The 15,601-nt window shown below is 70.8% G+C and carries 14 protein-coding genes; 7 read left to right on the forward strand and 7 right to left on the reverse strand.

The window, feature by feature from the left end; all coding sequences use genetic code 11:
• A partial coding sequence (locus FRW57_RS07545) for an FAD-binding and (Fe-S)-binding domain-containing protein (protein WP_203230248.1) occupies nucleotides 1-1,894 on the forward strand: 1,894 nt, incomplete at its 5' end.
• Between the two features lie 139 nt (nucleotides 1,895-2,033).
• On the opposite strand, the gene FRW57_RS07550 is transcribed toward FRW57_RS07545, so the two are convergent.
• The 4 genes from FRW57_RS07550 to FRW57_RS07565 all read right to left on the reverse strand — a co-directional run bounded on the left by FRW57_RS07550 (nucleotide 2,034) and on the right by FRW57_RS07565 (nucleotide 6,587).
• A complete protein-coding gene (locus FRW57_RS07550; RefSeq protein ID WP_238999365.1) occupies nucleotides 2,034-3,239 on the reverse strand; it encodes a M20 family metallopeptidase in 1,206 nt (401 codons plus the stop codon).
• A 38-nt stretch (nucleotides 3,240-3,277) separates the two neighbouring features.
• Entirely contained in the window at nucleotides 3,278-4,516 is a 1,239-nt protein-coding gene (locus FRW57_RS07555) for an aminotransferase-like domain-containing protein (protein ID WP_373681341.1), read from the reverse strand.
• A 5-nt stretch (nucleotides 4,517-4,521) separates the two neighbouring features.
• On the reverse strand, nucleotides 4,522-5,721 hold the full coding sequence (locus FRW57_RS07560) for a M24 family metallopeptidase (protein WP_238999366.1): 1,200 nt from the start codon (nucleotides 5,719-5,721) through the stop codon (nucleotides 4,522-4,524).
• A 158-nt stretch (nucleotides 5,722-5,879) separates the two neighbouring features.
• The gene (locus FRW57_RS07565) at nucleotides 5,880-6,587 is read right to left on the reverse strand and encodes a maleate cis-trans isomerase family protein (protein ID WP_203230249.1); all 708 of its coding nucleotides are present in this window, start codon (nucleotides 6,585-6,587) and stop codon (nucleotides 5,880-5,882) included.
• Nucleotides 6,588-6,731: 144 nt separating this feature from the next.
• Here FRW57_RS07565 and FRW57_RS07570 point away from each other — a divergent pair, with 144 nt between their 5' ends.
• From FRW57_RS07570 to FRW57_RS07585, 4 genes are read left to right on the forward strand one after another with little or no spacing between them, the layout of a single operon-like run.
• Nucleotides 6,732-7,748: a D-2-hydroxyacid dehydrogenase gene (locus FRW57_RS07570; protein ID WP_162308238.1), complete on the forward strand. Its 1,017-nt coding sequence runs from the start codon at nucleotides 6,732-6,734 to the stop codon at nucleotides 7,746-7,748.
• Nucleotides 7,745-9,169 (forward strand): amidase, encoded by a 1,425-nt coding sequence (locus FRW57_RS07575; RefSeq protein ID WP_152185713.1) that lies wholly within the window; start codon nucleotides 7,745-7,747, stop codon nucleotides 9,167-9,169. The genes FRW57_RS07570 and FRW57_RS07575 overlap by 4 nt, the downstream gene beginning before the upstream one ends.
• Before the next feature lie 2 nt (nucleotides 9,170-9,171).
• Nucleotides 9,172-9,684, forward strand: a complete 513-nt coding sequence (locus FRW57_RS07580; RefSeq protein ID WP_137122671.1) for a DUF3830 family protein — start codon at nucleotides 9,172-9,174, stop codon at nucleotides 9,682-9,684.
• Between the two features lie 26 nt (nucleotides 9,685-9,710).
• Complete coding sequence (locus FRW57_RS07585; protein ID WP_152185714.1) at nucleotides 9,711-10,691, forward strand: threo-3-hydroxy-L-aspartate ammonia-lyase; 981 nt, start codon at nucleotides 9,711-9,713, stop codon at nucleotides 10,689-10,691.
• 66 nt (nucleotides 10,692-10,757) lie between these two features.
• On the opposite strand, the gene FRW57_RS07590 is transcribed toward FRW57_RS07585, so the two are convergent.
• Nucleotides 10,758-12,731, reverse strand: a complete 1,974-nt coding sequence (locus tag FRW57_RS07590) for an ABC1 kinase family protein (RefSeq protein ID WP_152185715.1) — start codon at nucleotides 12,729-12,731, stop codon at nucleotides 10,758-10,760.
• Nucleotides 12,732-12,795: 64 nt separating this feature from the next.
• Entirely contained in the window at nucleotides 12,796-13,425 is a 630-nt protein-coding gene (locus tag FRW57_RS07595) for an LURP-one-related family protein (protein ID WP_202911559.1), read from the reverse strand.
• Between the two features lie 50 nt (nucleotides 13,426-13,475).
• Here FRW57_RS07595 and FRW57_RS07600 point away from each other — a divergent pair, with 50 nt between their 5' ends.
• Entirely contained in the window at nucleotides 13,476-14,288 is an 813-nt protein-coding gene (locus FRW57_RS07600; protein WP_137121943.1) for a TrmH family RNA methyltransferase, read from the forward strand.
• A 43-nt stretch (nucleotides 14,289-14,331) separates the two neighbouring features.
• Nucleotides 14,332-14,976, forward strand: coding sequence for a VOC family protein (locus tag FRW57_RS07605; RefSeq protein WP_137121942.1), 645 nt, complete (start codon nucleotides 14,332-14,334; stop codon nucleotides 14,974-14,976).
• A gap of 34 nt (nucleotides 14,977-15,010) precedes the next feature.
• Here FRW57_RS07605 and FRW57_RS07610 read toward each other — a convergent pair.
• A partial coding sequence (locus tag FRW57_RS07610; protein WP_152185716.1) for an HAD-IC family P-type ATPase occupies nucleotides 15,011-15,601 on the reverse strand: 591 nt, incomplete at its 5' end.

The raw sequence follows: 15,601 nt of genomic DNA on the forward strand, positions 1-15,601 counted from the left end.
CGACGTGTCGTCGTCGCTCGTGCGCGATCCCGCGGCACAGGCCGTGCTCTGGCGCTGCCGCCGTGACGGCACCGGGCTCGCGACCCGCCGGGCCGACGGTGCCGAGATGTGGGGCGGGTGGGAGGACGCGGCCGTGCCCCCGGCCCGGCTGGGGGAATACCTCCGCCGTCTCGACGAGCTGCTCGCACGGCACGGACTGTCCGGGACGTCATACGGGCACTTCGGCGAGGGGTGCATGCACATGCGCATGGACTTCGACCTGCTGAGCCCCGAGGGGATCGCGACCTTCCGTGAGTTCATCGAGCAGGCAACCGAGCTCATCGTGTCGCTCGGGGGATCGGTCTCTGGTGAGCACGGCGACGGGAGGGCGCGCTCGGAGCTGCTGACCAGGATGTACGGCGCCGATGCGGTCGACCTCCTCGACCAGGTCAAGCGGATCTGGGACCCACGCGGCGCCCTGAACCCGGGCATCATCGTCGACCCGCCCTCGTTCACCGCAGACCTGCGCCACGACGGCCCGGCCAAGGACCGCGAGCTCCTCACGCTCTTCAGCTATCCCGAGGATGCAGGCAGCTTTGCACAGGCCCAACGGCGGTGCGTCGGGGTCGGGAAGTGTCGTCAGTCCTCGGGCGGCGTCATGTGCCCGAGCTACCAGGTCACGCGCGAGGAGAAGCACTCCACGCGTGGCCGCGCGCACCTGCTCTGGGAGATGCTGCAGGGCGACCTCGTCACCGACGGCTGGCGGTCCACCGAGGTGAGGGACGCGCTCGACCTGTGCCTGTCGTGCAAGGGCTGCCTGTCGGACTGCCCGGTCAACGTCGACATGGCGACCTACAAGGCGGAGTTCACCCACCACCACTACGCGGGGAGGCCGTGGGCCAGGCCGCGTTCGCACTGGTCGATGGGCTGGCTGCCGGCGCTCGCGCGAGTCGCGTCACGCACGCCGCGAATCGTGAACGCCACCACCGGGTCCCGCGCGGCCGCGATGCTGAAGAAGCTCGGCGGCATCGCCCCGGAGCGCGACCTGCCCCGCTTCGCTCCCCAGACCTTCCGCTCCTGGTTCACCACTCGTGAGGAATCTTCGCGAGGTTTCGGCCCCTCACAGGGCACCAGACCTCACGAAGATTCCTCACGGGGGTCGCGGGGGTCGCGGGGGCGCGGGCGGCAGCGGGTGGTGTTGTGGCCGGACACCTTCACCAACTACCTGTCGCCGGAGGTGGGGAAGGCCGCCGTGCGAGTGCTCGAGGATGCCGGCTTCGAGGTGGTCCTGCCGGCAGGGTCCGTATGCTGCGGGCTCACCTGGGTCTCGACCGGCCAGCTCGAGGTCGCTCGCCGGGTGCTGAGGCGGACCCTGAAGGTGCTCGAACCGGAGCTGGCCGCCGGCACCCCCGTCATCGGGCTCGAGCCGAGCTGCGCGGCAATGCTGCGCCACGATGCTCCCGATCTGTTGGCCGACGATCCCAGGGCGGCGCGGCTGGCCGAGGCGACGCGCACCCTCGGCGAGGCCCTGCAGGAGCTGGCGCCCGACTGGACTCCGCCGCAGGTCGGCAAGGACGCCCTCGTGCAGGTGCACTGCCACCAGCACGCCGTCATGGGGTTCGACGCCGACCGGGAGCTCATGGCGGCCGCCGGGATCGAGGCAACGGTGCCAGATTCCGGATGTTGCGGTCTCGCGGGCAACTTCGGCTTCGAGCAGGGCCACTACGAGGTCTCCAGGGCGGCCGGCGAGCGGGTCATCCTCCCGGCAGTGCGCGCGGCGCGGGCGGACACCGAGATCCTCGCCGACGGGTTCAGTTGCCGCACCCAGATCGAGCAGGGGACCGACAGGCGGGCCAGGCACCTCGCCGAGCTGCTCGCCGATGCGCTCGAGGCCCGCGACCGCGCCGCTACCTGACGCGAGATCGGAAGCTGCCGTCAAGCCGCGCTGGCGAACATGGCCGAGCCGGCGCCATACCCACCTGATCGGCACCCATTGCCAGCGCGGCTCGACCACTGCGGAGGAGGGGAAGCGAGAGCCAGCGACCAGCCGGAGGCTACCTCAGCAGGCGCAGGGCCATCAGCGCGTAGGCGCGGGCAGAGACCAGGAGCTCGTCGACCCCGACCGACTCGTCGGCCCGATGCGCCTGGTCCTGCACGGAACCCGGCCCCAAGACGACCACCGGCATCCCGGTGTCACGGGCCACGTAACCGCCGTCGCAGGCCGCCGTCCACCCGCCGAGCGGCAGGCCGGGGCCACCGGCAGCGGTCATCGCGGTGTCGACCGACGTCACGAACGGGTCGTCGCCCGCCGTCTCGAAGCCCGGCATGTCCATCGTCATCGCGACCTCGACGCCGAGACCCCGCGCGGGCAGGTCCAGGGCAGCGACCCGCTCCCGGGTCTGCTCCAGCACCTGAACCGGCTTCTCGGAGGGCAACATTCGCCTGTCCACGACGATGGTGCACTCCGCCGGCACGATCGACGCGCCCGTGCCGCCAGCCACCAGGCCCACGCTCCACATCGGCGGTCCGACCAGCGGGTGCGGTGAGGAGGCGAGCTCGTGGTGCCAGCGCTCGAGGTCGCTGACCACTGCGGCCGCTCCGTAGATCGCGTTGGCACCGTCGGCCGGGTTGCCGGAGTGCGCCGCCCTGCCGGTGACACGCACCTCGAGATAGGCCGCCCCGCGCGCCGCCACCACGGTCTGCAGGTCGGTCGGCTCCGCGACGACACATCCGACGTATGCCGCTCTCGCGCCTTCGGCTCCGAGCTCACCGAGCAGTTCCGCGAGGTGGTGCTTGATGCCCTTTCCGGTCTCCTCCTCATCGACCACCGCGGCAAGGTCGATCGGACCGGACAGCTCCACCCCTGCTCGCCGCAGGGCGCTCATGGCGACCAGGCACGCGGCGAGGCCACCCTTCATGTCGGTGGCCCCCCGGCCATACAGCCTGCCGTCGCGGACCACGCCGCCCAGCGGTGACACGGTCCAGCCCTCGCCGACCGGCACCACATCGGTGTGGCCGAGCAGCAGGAGTCCGGGCCCGTCCCCGCCGGCCAGGGTGACCGTCGCGTTGTCGCGCTCGGGCTCGACCGGGGAGCGACGGCATACCAGTCCACGGTGTTCGGCGGCGGCCTGGAGTGCGGCGACGGTCGCGGCCTCGCCACCGGGCGGGTTCTCGCCCGGGGCCGCGATGAGGGCGCGCGTGACCTCGACGATCTCGTCGACGTCGATCAGGTCGAGGACCCGCTGCTCCTCCGCACTCACCTGACCGGACCCCGCAGGGGCGAGTGGTCTCGAAGAACTCATGCGAGGCGGTCGACCGCGCGACGCAGGCGGGCGATGCCCTCCCTCGTCCGGTCGGGCGCAGTCGAGGCGAAGCACAGCCGCAGCGCGTCGTGGAAGTGCCCGGCCTCGGAGAACGCGGGGCCCGGGATGAACGCCACGCCCTCCGCCAGGGCGACCTCGAACAGCTCCTGGGTGTCCACGCCGTTCTCGAGGGTGACCCAGAGGAAGAAGCCGCCCTCGGGGTCCGTCCAACGGGCGATGTCGCCGAAGTGCTCGGTCAGGGCGTCCTGCATCGCGTGCTTGCGGCGACGGTATTCGGCCCGCTGGGTGACCAGGTGCTCCTCGAGGTGGCCCTCGGACAGGAACGAGGCGACGAGCCGCTGAGCGGGCAGGTTGGTGCACGTGTCCATGGCCTGCTTGGCGTTGATCAGCAGCTGTCGCAGCTGCGGGTCGGCGTCGACCCAACCGACCCGCAGACCCGGCGCGATGATCTTGGAGAAGGTGCGCACCGAGAACACGAGCGGGTCGCCGTCGGCGAGCTCGTGCAGCGTCGGCAGGTGGTCTCCCTCGAACCGCAGGAGGCCGTAGGGGTCGTCGTCGATGACCATCGCTCCCCACTCCCGGGCGGCCTCGAGCAGCGCCCTGCGGCCCTCGAGCGAGAGTGTGGTGCCGGAGGGGTTCTGGAAGGTGGGGATCGTGTAGATCGCCTTGGGAGTGCGCCCGGTCCGGGCGACCAGGTCCCTCATCGTGTCGACCTGCAGGCCGTCGGCGTCGACCGGCACCTCGAGCAGCTGCGCACCGTAGGACAGCGCGGTCGCGCTGCCGTTGGTGTAGGTCGGCGACTCGACGACCACGAGGTCGCCGGGGTCGACGAAGAGCTTGCACGCCAGGTCGAGTCCCTGCATACCGCCGGCCGTGACCAGCATCCGCTCGGGCGTGGTCTCGTCGCTGGTGCCGCGCAGGGCCTGCAGCAGCGCCTCCCGCAGCGGCGGGTCACCCTCGGTCGCGCCGTAGTCGTAGGCGTCGGCGGAGTCGGGACCGAGCACCGACCCGGCGATCTCCGAGAGGATCTTGGCCGGGACGGCTTCGGCGGCGGGGCTGCCCATGGCGAACCGGACGATGTCGTGGGTCTGCTCCTGCAGCAACGACGTGCTCGAGTCGATCACGGACCCGACCAGCTGGCCGGCGCGGGCCGCGAGGGGTAGGGAGCGGGGCGTGCTGGTTTCCGAGGAAGCATTTCCCGGGGCGTTGGTCACTCTCATCACCTTCTGATCGTCAGGTCCTGGGGCAGGTCGGTCAACCGCTCGACGCCGTCCGCGTGCACCAGCACCGGCTCGGAGAGCTCGTAGCCCCAGCCATCCATCCACATGCCGAGGATCACGTGCAGGGCCATGCCCGCCCGCAGCGGCTGGGTCTCGCTGGCGCGCAGGCTGATCGTGTGCTCACCCCAGTCGGGGGGATAGCCGATGCCGATCGAGTAGCCGATGCGCGAGTCCTTGCGCAGCCCGTGCCGGCTGATCACGTCGTTGAACGCCGCGTGCACCTCGCGGCCGGTCACGCCGTCGTGGATCGCGTCCAGGGTGACCTGCATGCCCTCGCCGATCACCTTGGCGGTCTCGGCGAGACGCTGCGGCGGTTCCCCCAGCATGATCGTGCGCGCCAGGGGTGCGTGGTAGCGCTGGTTGACGCCGGCGAGCTCGATGGTGGTCGCTTCGCCGGCGACGAACGGCGCGTCGCTCCAGGTCATGTGCGGGGTCCCGGCAGCGTCGCCGGTCGGCAGCATCGGGACGATCGCGGGGTAGTCGCCACCGTGCTCCGGCGTGCCGCTGGCCTGGGCCCTCATGATCTCGCCGACGACGTCGCACTGCCGGCGTCCGACGTCGATCGCCTCCAGCGCCACCCGCATCGACTGCGAGGCGATCGAGCCCGCGATGCGCAGGACCTCCTGCTCCACCGGCGACTTGATGACCCGCACCCAGTTGACCAGCTCATTGCAGTCGACCCCCTCGGCCCGAGGCAGACCCCGGTCCAGCGCCAGGTAGTCCCGCGCCGTGAAGAAGGGGGAGTCGCTCTCGAGGCCGATGCGGCACCCCGGCGCGTCCTGCAGGAGGTCGAGCTCCCGGGCGCGCTCGGCGATCCACTCGTAGGGGTGGGCGTCCGAGCGCTGGATGAGCTCTTCGGGGTAGCCGTGGATGCGTTCGCGCGGCAGGTCGCACGTATGGTGCGCCCCACCGGCGTCCATCGCGCGGGCAAAGAGGTGGGGCAGCCCGTCGGCAGGCACGATCAGGCACTGCGGCATGTAGAACGACCACGCGTTGTATCCGGTCAGGTAGAACAGGTTCGACGGGTCGGTGACCACCAGCGCGGTCAGCGACTGGGCGGCCATCGCGGCGCGCACCTTCTCGATCCGTGCGGCGTACTCGGTCGTCTTGGGCGCCGGAGCCGGCTGGGTCGTCGTCACAGGGGCAGACACCTCGGCAGCAGCCACGGGTGATACCTCGCTCTCAGGGGAACGGCACGGCATACCTCCGTGCGGATGATCGGCAGATTGTCGACAATAGGAGACTACGGGGGAGGAGAGGCCCGCGACAAGGGAAGGCTCGGTACCCGTGCTCGGGGTCAGACGGCGAGCAGCCGCTGGCCCGGGCCGATCACGGGCAGCCCGGCCAAGCGGAGGGCCGACCACATGGTGGCCTGGTTGGCGCTGATGATCGGTTTGCCGAGTTCCTGCTCCAGCGGCGCGATGAGGTCATAGGTGCCGAGGTTGGTGCACGACACGACGATGGCCTCGGCGGACGGTTCGTCCGCCCGGCGGACCAGGTCGGCGGTGACGTCGTAGGGCACCGACTCGATGCCGGACGTGAGCCCGAGCTCGCTGCCTCCGACCACCGTGCGTCCGGCCTCCGAGAGGAAGTCCGCCAGGCCCTGGGTGATGGCCGTCTCGTAGGGCGTGGCGATGGCGACCCGCTCGACGCCCAGCGCCGTGATCGCATCGAGGAGGGCGCCGCTCGTGGTCACCGCGACTGGCGCCCCGGCCTCGATCATCGCGGCGCACAGGGCCTTTTCGCCGTCCAGACCGCGGATGAAGCTGCCCGATGTGCAGGCGTAGGCGAGCACGGCGGGCCGCGGCGCCAGCAGCTGCTGTGTGGCCGGGAGGAGCTGGTCCGGCTCGCCGACGAGCCGGACCATCTCCAGGGTGACCGCGAGCGGGGCGTAGGGCAGTCGGGTGAGCAGGAGATTGGCCTGCGGCGGCGTCCAGCGCCAGAGCTCGCGGTCGAGGGCGAAGTCGTAGGGACAGACGATGCCGATGCCGACCTGACCGATCATGATGACCTCGAAGCGTGAGAAATCACCTCTGGCGCCTGTGGTTTCGAAGCAGGAGAGCTCGGATTCCCCAGGCGCTGGAAGTGTGTGGGTGGCGACAGACCGCGATTGTTGACAATCCTACTCTGCCATTCCTAGGCTCCGGGTGTGAACACCGTGCACCACCGGCCGGTCGTCGCGGTGCTCTGTGAGCAGCTCGACGAGCCCCCGCCCCACCTCGAGCAGATCGCGCAGCGCGCCGACCTGCGCCTCACCGACCCCGCAGGCTTGGGCGATGCCCTGGACGGAGCCGACGCCCTGCTGCTCTGGGACTTCTTCTCGGAGGCGGTGCGCGACGTCTGGCCGCGAGCCGGCTCGCTGCGGTGGATCCACGTGGCCGCCGCCGGCGTCGACAAGCTGCTCTTCGACGAGCTGGTCGAGTCGGAGGTCGAGGTCACCAACGCCCGGGGAGTCTTCGACCGCCCGATCGCGGAGTTCGTGCTCGCGTCGATGCTGGCGCAGGTCAAGCAGGTCCACGTCAGCCACGACCACCAGCGCGAGCGCATCTGGCAGCACCGTGAGACCGGCACGCTGCAGGGCGCCACCGCACTGGTCGTGGGCACCGGCGCCATCGGCCGTGAGATCGCACGGGTCCTCGGAGCGATGGGTATGCAGGTGCGGGGTGCCGGCCGGCGCGCCCGGTCCGGTGACCCCGACTTCGGAGAGGTCGTCGAGAGCGCTCGCCTCGCGGAGCACGTCGGGTGGGCGGACCACGTGGTCGTCGCCGCGCCGCTGACCGACCAGACCCGCGGGCTGGTCGATCAGCAGGTCCTGGCGGCGATGAAGCCCACAGCCCACCTGGTCAACATCGGCCGTGGACCGATCGTGGAGGAGGCGGCCCTGGTCTCCGCGCTGCGCGAAGGTCGGATCGCCGCCGCCTCCCTCGACGTCTTCGTGCACGAACCCCTGCCCCCGGACAGCCCGTTGTGGGAGGCGCCCGGCCTGGTCATCTCCCCGCACATGTCGGGCGACGTCGTGGGGTGGCGCGACACGCTCGCCCGCCAGTTCGTCGACAACGCCCTACGCTTCCTCGACGGCGAACCGCTCCGCAACGTCGTCGACAAGCGGCTGGGCTTCGTGCCGGCGGAGACACCACCAGCGCTCGAGGCCGAGGAGATCCGATGACTGATCTGTCCATGATGGGTGCCGCTGAGCTGGCCGAGGGCTATCGCTCCGGTGACCTGTCTCCGGTGGAGGCGACGCAGGCGGCGCTCGATGCGATCAGCGAGCACGACGAGGCGGTCAACGCCTACGTGCTCGTGGACAGCGAGGGGGCCCTGTCCGCGGCAGCGGAGTCCGAGAAGCGCTGGCGTGGCAACTCGCCCCTGGGGCCGGCGGACGGCATACCGACGGCCATCAAGGACATTCTGATCACCGAGGGCTGGCCGACGCTGCGCGGCTCGAACCTCATCGCGGCGGAGGGCGATTGGAGCGAGGACGCGCCGTCCGTCGCACGGCTGCGCGAGGCCGGGTGCGTCCTGCTCGGCAAGACGACGACGCCGGAGTTCGCGTGGAAGGGCGTGACCGACTCGATCCGGCAGGGCGTCACCACCAACCCGTGGGGCGCCGACCTCACCTCCGGCGGATCCAGCGGTGGCTCCGCCACGGCCGTGGGACTCGGCATGGGCACCTGGTCGGTGGGCACCGACGGAGGCGGATCGGTCCGCATCCCAGCCTCATTCACGGGAACGACCGCACTGAAGCCGACCTACGGGCTGATTCCGCACTACCCCGCGAGCCCCTTCGGCACCCTCTCCCACGCCGGCCCGATGACCCGGTCGGTGCGCGACGCCGCCGCGATGCTGGACCTGCTGACCGGCTTCGACGCCCGCGACTGGTCGGCCATGCCCACCCCGACCAGCTCCTTCCTCGAGGGGTTGGACGACGGAGTCGAAGGGCTGCGCATCGCGTTCTCTCCCAACCTCGGATTCGTCCGCAACGACCCCGAGGTGGAGCAGGCGGTCCGCGCCGCCGTCCAGGTCCTGGTCGACGCGGGAGCGGTGGTCGAGGAGATCGATCCCGGCTTCGCCGACCCCGTGGAGGCGTTCCACGTGCTCTGGTTCGCCGGCGCCGCAAAGGTGCTCGAGTCCTACCCGGAGGGCAGCCTCGACCGGATCGACCCGGGTCTGCGGCGATGTGTCGAGCAGGGCAGGGAGCTGTCGGCCTCGGACTTCCTGGACGCCACCGCGGTGCGGATGGACCTCGGCCTGAAGATGGCGCAGCTGCACGAGCGGTATGACGTGCTGGTCACCCCGACCATGCCGATCGCAGCGTTCCCGGGCGGGCAGCCGTCACCGGACGGTTGGGACTCCGACCTGTGGACCAGCTGGACGCCATACACCTATCCCTTCAACATGACCCAGCAGCCGGCGCTCAGCGTGCCCTGTGGCTTCACCTCCGACGAGCGACCGGTGGGCCTGCAGGTGGTCGGTCGCCGACACGCCGACGCCCTGGTACTGCGCGCCGGCCGGGCCTACGAGCAGCGCACCGACTGGGCCTCCCGCGTCCCCACCCTGATCCGCAACGCCGAGAACGGAAGGTCCTGACCATGACCCGTTATGTGTCCGTCACGCTCGAGAAGAGGGGCGTCCAGTGCCTCGCCAAGCTCCTCGACGACGAGGCGCCGCGCACCGCGGCCGCCGTGTGGGAGTCGCTCCCGCTGTCCGGGCAGGTCTACCACGGCAAATACGCGCGCAACGAGATCTATGCGTTGCTGCCGGCGTTCGCCGACCATGACCCGGGCGCGGAGAACACCACCATCACCCCGATACCGGGCGACCTCGCCTGGTTCTCCTTCAGCGACGACCAGCTCGGCAACCCGGGTTACGGGTATGCCGAGGGGCAGGGCGCGGCCGACCAGAGCCGGATCGTCGACCTCGCCCTCTTCTACGGCCGCAACAACCTGCTCATCAACGGTGACCAGGGCTGGGTGCCCGGCAACGTGTGGGGGACGATCGTCAGCGGCCTGGAGGAGCTCGCCGCCGCGTGCCAGGACATCTGGATGGGCGGGGCCACGGGTGAGACCCTGACCTTCGCGCGGGCCGAGGCGCCCGCGGAGTAGCCCACGCCTTCCGTAGGCTGGGTCGTATGACGGTCAGGCCCACCTTTGACGACGTCCGCGCAGCCGCCCGGCACATCGCCGGACACGCCCACCGCACGCCGGTTTTCACGTCCAGCCGGATCGACGAGGCCCTCGGTCTCCGGCTGTACCTGAAGTGCGAGAACTTCCAGCGGGTCGGCGCCTTCAAGTTCCGCGGCGCGTTCAACGCGCTGTCACGTCTCGGGCCCGAGCAGCGCCGCGCGGGCGTCATCGCCTACTCCTCGGGCAACCACGCGCAAGCCGTCGCCCTGGCCGCACGGCTGCTCGAGGTCCCGGCCACGATCGTCATGCCCCTGGATGCGCCCGCCAGCAAGGTGGCGGCGACGCAGGGGTATGGCGGCAAGGTCGTCAGCTATGACCGTTACCGCGAGGACCGCGAGGCCATCGCGCAAGGGCTGGCGGACTCGGAGGGGCTCACCCTCATCCCGCCCTATGACCACCCGGACATCATCGCGGGCCAGGGCACCGCGGCTCTCGAGCTGCTCGAGGAGGTCGACGGGCTCGACGCCCTCTTCGTGCCCCTCGGTGGTGGCGGGCTCCTGTCCGGGTCCGCTCTGGCCGCGGCGGAGCTCGCGCCCGACGCGAGGGTCTACGGGGTCGAGCCGGAAGCGGGCGACGACGGCCGGCGTTCGTTCCGCAGCGGCGAGATCGTGCACATCGAGACGCCGCGCACCATCGCCGACGGTGCCCAGACTATGCACCTGGGCGAGCTCACCTTCCCGCTGATCCGGGAACTGGTCGATGACATCGTGACCGCCACCGACGCGCAGCTGGTCGACTGCATGCGCCTGTGCGCCTCGACCCTCAAGATGCTGGTCGAGCCCACCGGTTGCCTCGGCCTGGCCGCGGTCCGGGAGCGTGCGGCGCAGTTGCAGGGCCAGCGAGTGGGGGTCGTCATCAGCGGCGGCAACGTCGATCTCGCACGGTTCTGCGCCTTGGTGGGATCGGCCCAGCAGGAATCTTCGTGAGGTTGCGTGCCCCGTGAGGGTCCGAACCTCACGAAGATTCCTCCCGGGAGTTGGGGCGGGGGCGGGCTACTCGCGGCGGAAGATCAGGCCGAGCACGCGGAGCACGAGCACGATGCTGCACACCAGCAGGGCGTAGCCGAACACCGCGAACAAGCCGAGCGTCGGCGTCACTCTCGGCCCGCCCTCGATGCCGAGCAGCACCACGGCCATGATGCCCGCCGTCGCGCCGAGCACGGTGAGCAGGACGCGGTGCAGCAGGTCGATCACCAGGGCGCGGTCGCGGCGGTCGGCAAACAGGCTGACGTTGACCTTCAGGCGGCCGTGCTCGAGGGCGTCCCCGATCCGGTCGACGCGACGGGGGAGCCGACGCAGCGTGGGTAGCAGCGAGGCGAGCTCGTCCTCGAGCAGCTGCGTGGCCGCACGCGGCTGCAGCAACGTGCAGAAGCGCTCCCGTCCGATCTGCCGCGCGTGGTCGACCACGTTGAAACCAGGGGCGATCCAGGTGAGCGTGCCCTCGAGCGTCGCGAGCGACCGGAAGACGGCGGCGATGTCCGGCGGCACCGCCAACCCGGTTTCGGTCACCAGCCGAAACAGCGCGGTGAACGCCGCGGCGCCCACGGTGCTGCCCGGCGAGGCATAGCGCACGAGCACCTGTCCGAGCGCCCGCTCCAGTGACCGCTCGTCGATCTCGTCCGGCCGGTCGACCAGCTCCAGCAGGGCGTCGGTGGCGGCCAGCGAGTTCATCCGGTCCATCGCGAGCAGCAGCCGCCCGAAGGCCTCCCGGGTGGTCCCGTCCAGACGCCCCACCGAGCCGAGGTCGAGCAGCCCGAGGGCGCCGTCGTCGTCGACCAGGATGTTGCCCGGGTGCGGATCGGCGTGGAACACCCCGACGGTCAGCATCTGCCCCACCACCGCGTCCAGCAGCGTGGCCGCGATCCGCTGCCGGACGTCGTCCCCGAGCCGTCCGAGCAGCGGGCCGGCTGACCCCAAGGGTGTGCCGGGAAGGCGGTCCATCACCAGAACCTGTGCGGTGCACAGGTCGGTCACGGGCGTGGGCACCCGCACCCGTATGCCGTCCGCCGGTCCCAGCGACGCGGCGACCGCGCGCATGTTGTCCCGCTCCACGGTGAAGTCGAGCTCCTCGCGCAGGGCCCGGGCGAAGCCGTCTGCCAGGGCACGAAGTCCGATGGAGTGCCCCCACGAGGTGCGCGCCTCGAGCGTCGCCGCGAGCTGGCCGACGATGTCGAGATCGCGCTCGACGACCTGCTCGATGCCCGGTCGTCGCACCTTGACCACGACGGACTCACCGGAGGCCAGCCGGGCCACGTGGACCTGGCCGATGGAGGCGGCGGCGAGAGGTTGCTCGTCGATCGACGTGAACACCTCGTCGACGGGGCGGCCGAGCGCCCCGTCCAGCGCCGCCGAGACGTCAGTCCAGGACACGGGTGTCGCCTGGTCCTGCAGCGACGTGAGCTCACTGACGAACTCGGCGGGCAGCAGGTCCCGCCGCGTGGACAGCAGCTGCCCGAGCTTGACGAAGGTGACCCCGCCCTCGTCGAGCGCCTCGCGCAGGTTTTGTGCCAGTCCCTGCCGACTGGTCGAGGTGTGCAGCCCGCTGTGGGCGCTGCCCCGGAGGAAGCGACCGAGTCCGTGCCGCACGGCGATCCGCAGGATGCCGGAGTAGCGCCTGGCTCGGGCCACCCGGCCGCGCCAGGAGCGGAAGAGCTCCAGGGGGCCGGGCACGGACCCGGTTGGCACGAGGATCTCCGCCACGACGAGCACGAGCATGGCCGAGACGGTGGCGACCCCGACGGAGAGCCCGAGGTAGAGCCCGAACTCGCCACCGCTGGGGTTGTTCAGCGACGAGTGGGGGATCATCGCCTTCAGCGTGTAGGGGGTGATCCAGAGCGCGAGGAAGGCAGCGAGCAGGGTGCGCGCCGTGCCGATGCGCACGCCGAGCAGGCGCCGGATCACCACCCCGAAGAGAGCGATCATCAGCAGGGCGCTGACCAGCCAGGTGACGAAGACGGCGGCGTCCATGGCGGCGATCGTGTCACAGGGCGGCGGGCCGGTCACCTGCCTTTGTGCACCGCTCGCGCCCGGGTCAGCGTGACTGGAGGGCGTCCAGCGCCACCGCCATCGCCGCCCCGACCCGCCAGTCGAGGTGGGTGCCGTCGGGCGCGGCGGGCAGCTCCACCTCGTACTGGTCACGGACCTTTCGACGGCGGTTGGAGGACAGCACCCGGATCCCGTCGCCGGTGAAGAAGTCGAAGTGGAACTGCCACGGCAGAGGGATGTCACCGATGTAGGGGGCCAGTCCCCAGAACCGACGCAGGATGGCGACGGTCTGGTTGCGCTCGGCGCCGACCGCCTCGAGGCCGGCCTGAGGGACGGCGAGGGTCCACGTCGAGCGCAGCAGCGACTTGCCGAACTGCTTCTTGAACCAGCCGATCGGCTGCCCCTGGGCATCCGTGACGTCATACGTCGCAGCGAAGTCCATCCGCGTGCGCGCCTTGAACCCGAAGACCGGCGTCGTCCGCGCCTCGTCGCTGTAGAAGGTGACCTGCTCCTTGAAGGCCATCCGTTTCTGCTGGGCGACTGCGACCATCGGCCCCTCGATCCCTGCGTCGTCCAGCGCGTGGATCATGTAGCGGTTCACCATCATGGTGACCTTCTGGCGCACCACGAACCGCGTCATCGACGGCTGTCCGTGCGGCATCCCCTGCTGCGTCATGTGATCCCCTTCTTCACCAGTGCCCCGGATCGGGCATGCTTGTCCTTGTCATGACCGAGCTCATCATCACTTCGCCGGCCAACGCACGGTTGAAGGCCCTCGTCGCCCTCCGCCGCAGGCGTGCCCGCGAACAAGCCGGTCACACGTTGCTCGAGGGCTTCGAGGAGCTGACTCTCGCCCTCGACGCCGGTCTGGTGCCACGCTCACTCTATTGGTGTCCGGAGCTGATGGCCGACCCGGCGGGGCAGCGAGGGCTCGTGGACCGGGTGGCGGCGCTCGGCGCAGAGACGTTGCAGCTGGGTCGGGCGGCGTTCGAGAAGGTCGCCTACCGCGAGGGTCCCGACGGGTTCCTCGCGGTGGTGGACTCCGTCGCACGGACCTGCCGCGAACTCGACGCCGGACCGACGGCCCTGGCTCTGCTGTGCCAGGGGGTCGAGAAGCCCGGCAACCTCGGCGCGATGCTGCGCACGGCCGACGCGGCGGGCGCGGACGCGGTCATCGCCGCCGACCCGATCACCGACTGGGGCAACCCCAACCTGGTCCGCGCCAGCAAGGGCACGGTCTTCTCGGTGCCGGTCGCCACCGACACGACGGCCGCCACCTTGGCCTGGCTCGAGTCGCACGGCATCGCCCTGGTGGCCACGACGCCGGACTCCGACCTCGACTACACCAAGGTGGACTACACGGGCCCGGTCGCCATCGCGGTGGGCGCCGAGAAGCACGGCCTCACGGCCGAAGTCCTCGCCGCGGCCGCCCACAAGGTCCGCATCCCGATGGTCGGAAAGGCCAACTCGCTCAATGTCGCGACGTCGGCGGCGGTCGTGGTCTACGAGGCGGTTCGACAGCGCAGGGCCCGGGCCTGACCCGGCTCGGGCGCAGATCGTCTGCTGTGCCACGATGAGTCGCATGCGCGTCGATCATGTCTCCTACGCCGCCGAGTCCGACGGTCTGGTCCCCACGGCCAAACGTCTCGCCTCGGCGCTGGGCATCGAGCCCTGTGACGGTGGGATCCACCCACGCTTCGGGACGCGCAACGTCATCCTGCCGCTCGAGGAGGGCCGTTTCCTCGAGGTCGTCGAGGTCCTCGACCACCCCGCCTCCGACAAGGCGCCGTTCGGCCAGGCCGTGCGGGCCCGATCCGAGGCCGGTGGCGGTTGGATGGCCTGGGTCGTCGCGGTCGACGACATGACCGAACCCGAGCAGCGCCTGGGCCGTGAGGCGGTCCCCGGCAACCGGCACCGTCCCGACGGGGTCGAGCTGACGTGGCGCCAGCTGGGCGTCAAGGGCCTGATGGCCGACCCGCAGCTGCCCTTCTACATCCAGTGGATCACCAAGGACGTGCACCCATCGCTGCTCGGTTCGAGCGGCGGGGTGGCACTGTCCGGCTTCCAGATCGCCGGTGACCCGAACCGGGTCCGGGAGTGGCTCGGTCTTCCGCTCCGGGAGAACTACTGGGAGCCCGGCATCGACTTCAGCTTCGTCGCACCGCACGGCACCCCCGGACTGCTGTCGGTCAGCTTCCGCACCACCCAGGGCGACGTCACCCTCTGAGGGCACTGCCGCGGAGCAGCTGCGGCCAGAGTGGTCAGCGCCGAGCAAAACCCTTCAGCCGCAGGCTGTTCGTCACCACGAGCACGCTCGACAGGGCCATCGCTCCACCGGCGATCATCGGGTTGAGCAGGCCGAAGGCGGCCAACGGGATCGCCGCCACGTTGTAGCCGAAGGCCCAGGCGAGGTTCTGCTGGATGATCCGCAGTGTCCGTCGGGACAGCCCCAGGGCGTCGACGACCGCGCCGAGGTCGGGCCGCATCAGCACGATGTCGGCCGACTCCATCGCCACGTCGGTGCCCGACCCCATCGCAAGTCCCAGGTCTGCCTGGGCGAGCGCAGCTGCGTCGTTGACCCCGTCGCCCACCATCGCCACGACGCGGCCCTGCTGCTGGAGCTCGACCACCACGCGGTGCTTGTCATCCGGGCGCACGTCGCTGATCACGCGAGTCGGGTCGATGCCCACCTCCTTGGCCACGGCCCGCGCCGCCTGCTCGTGGTCGCCGGTCAGCAGGTATGCCGTGAGGCCCAGTTCGCGCAGCGACCGCACCGCCGCTGCGGAGGTCGGCCGCACCTGGTCGGCGACGGTCAGGGCCGCACGCGCGCTGCCCTCCCAGCCGACGTAGAC

Origin of the sequence: Segeticoccus rhizosphaerae (assembly GCF_009192725.1) — a bacterium.
Lineage (GTDB): Bacteria > Actinomycetota > Actinomycetes > Actinomycetales > Dermatophilaceae > Segeticoccus > Segeticoccus rhizosphaerae.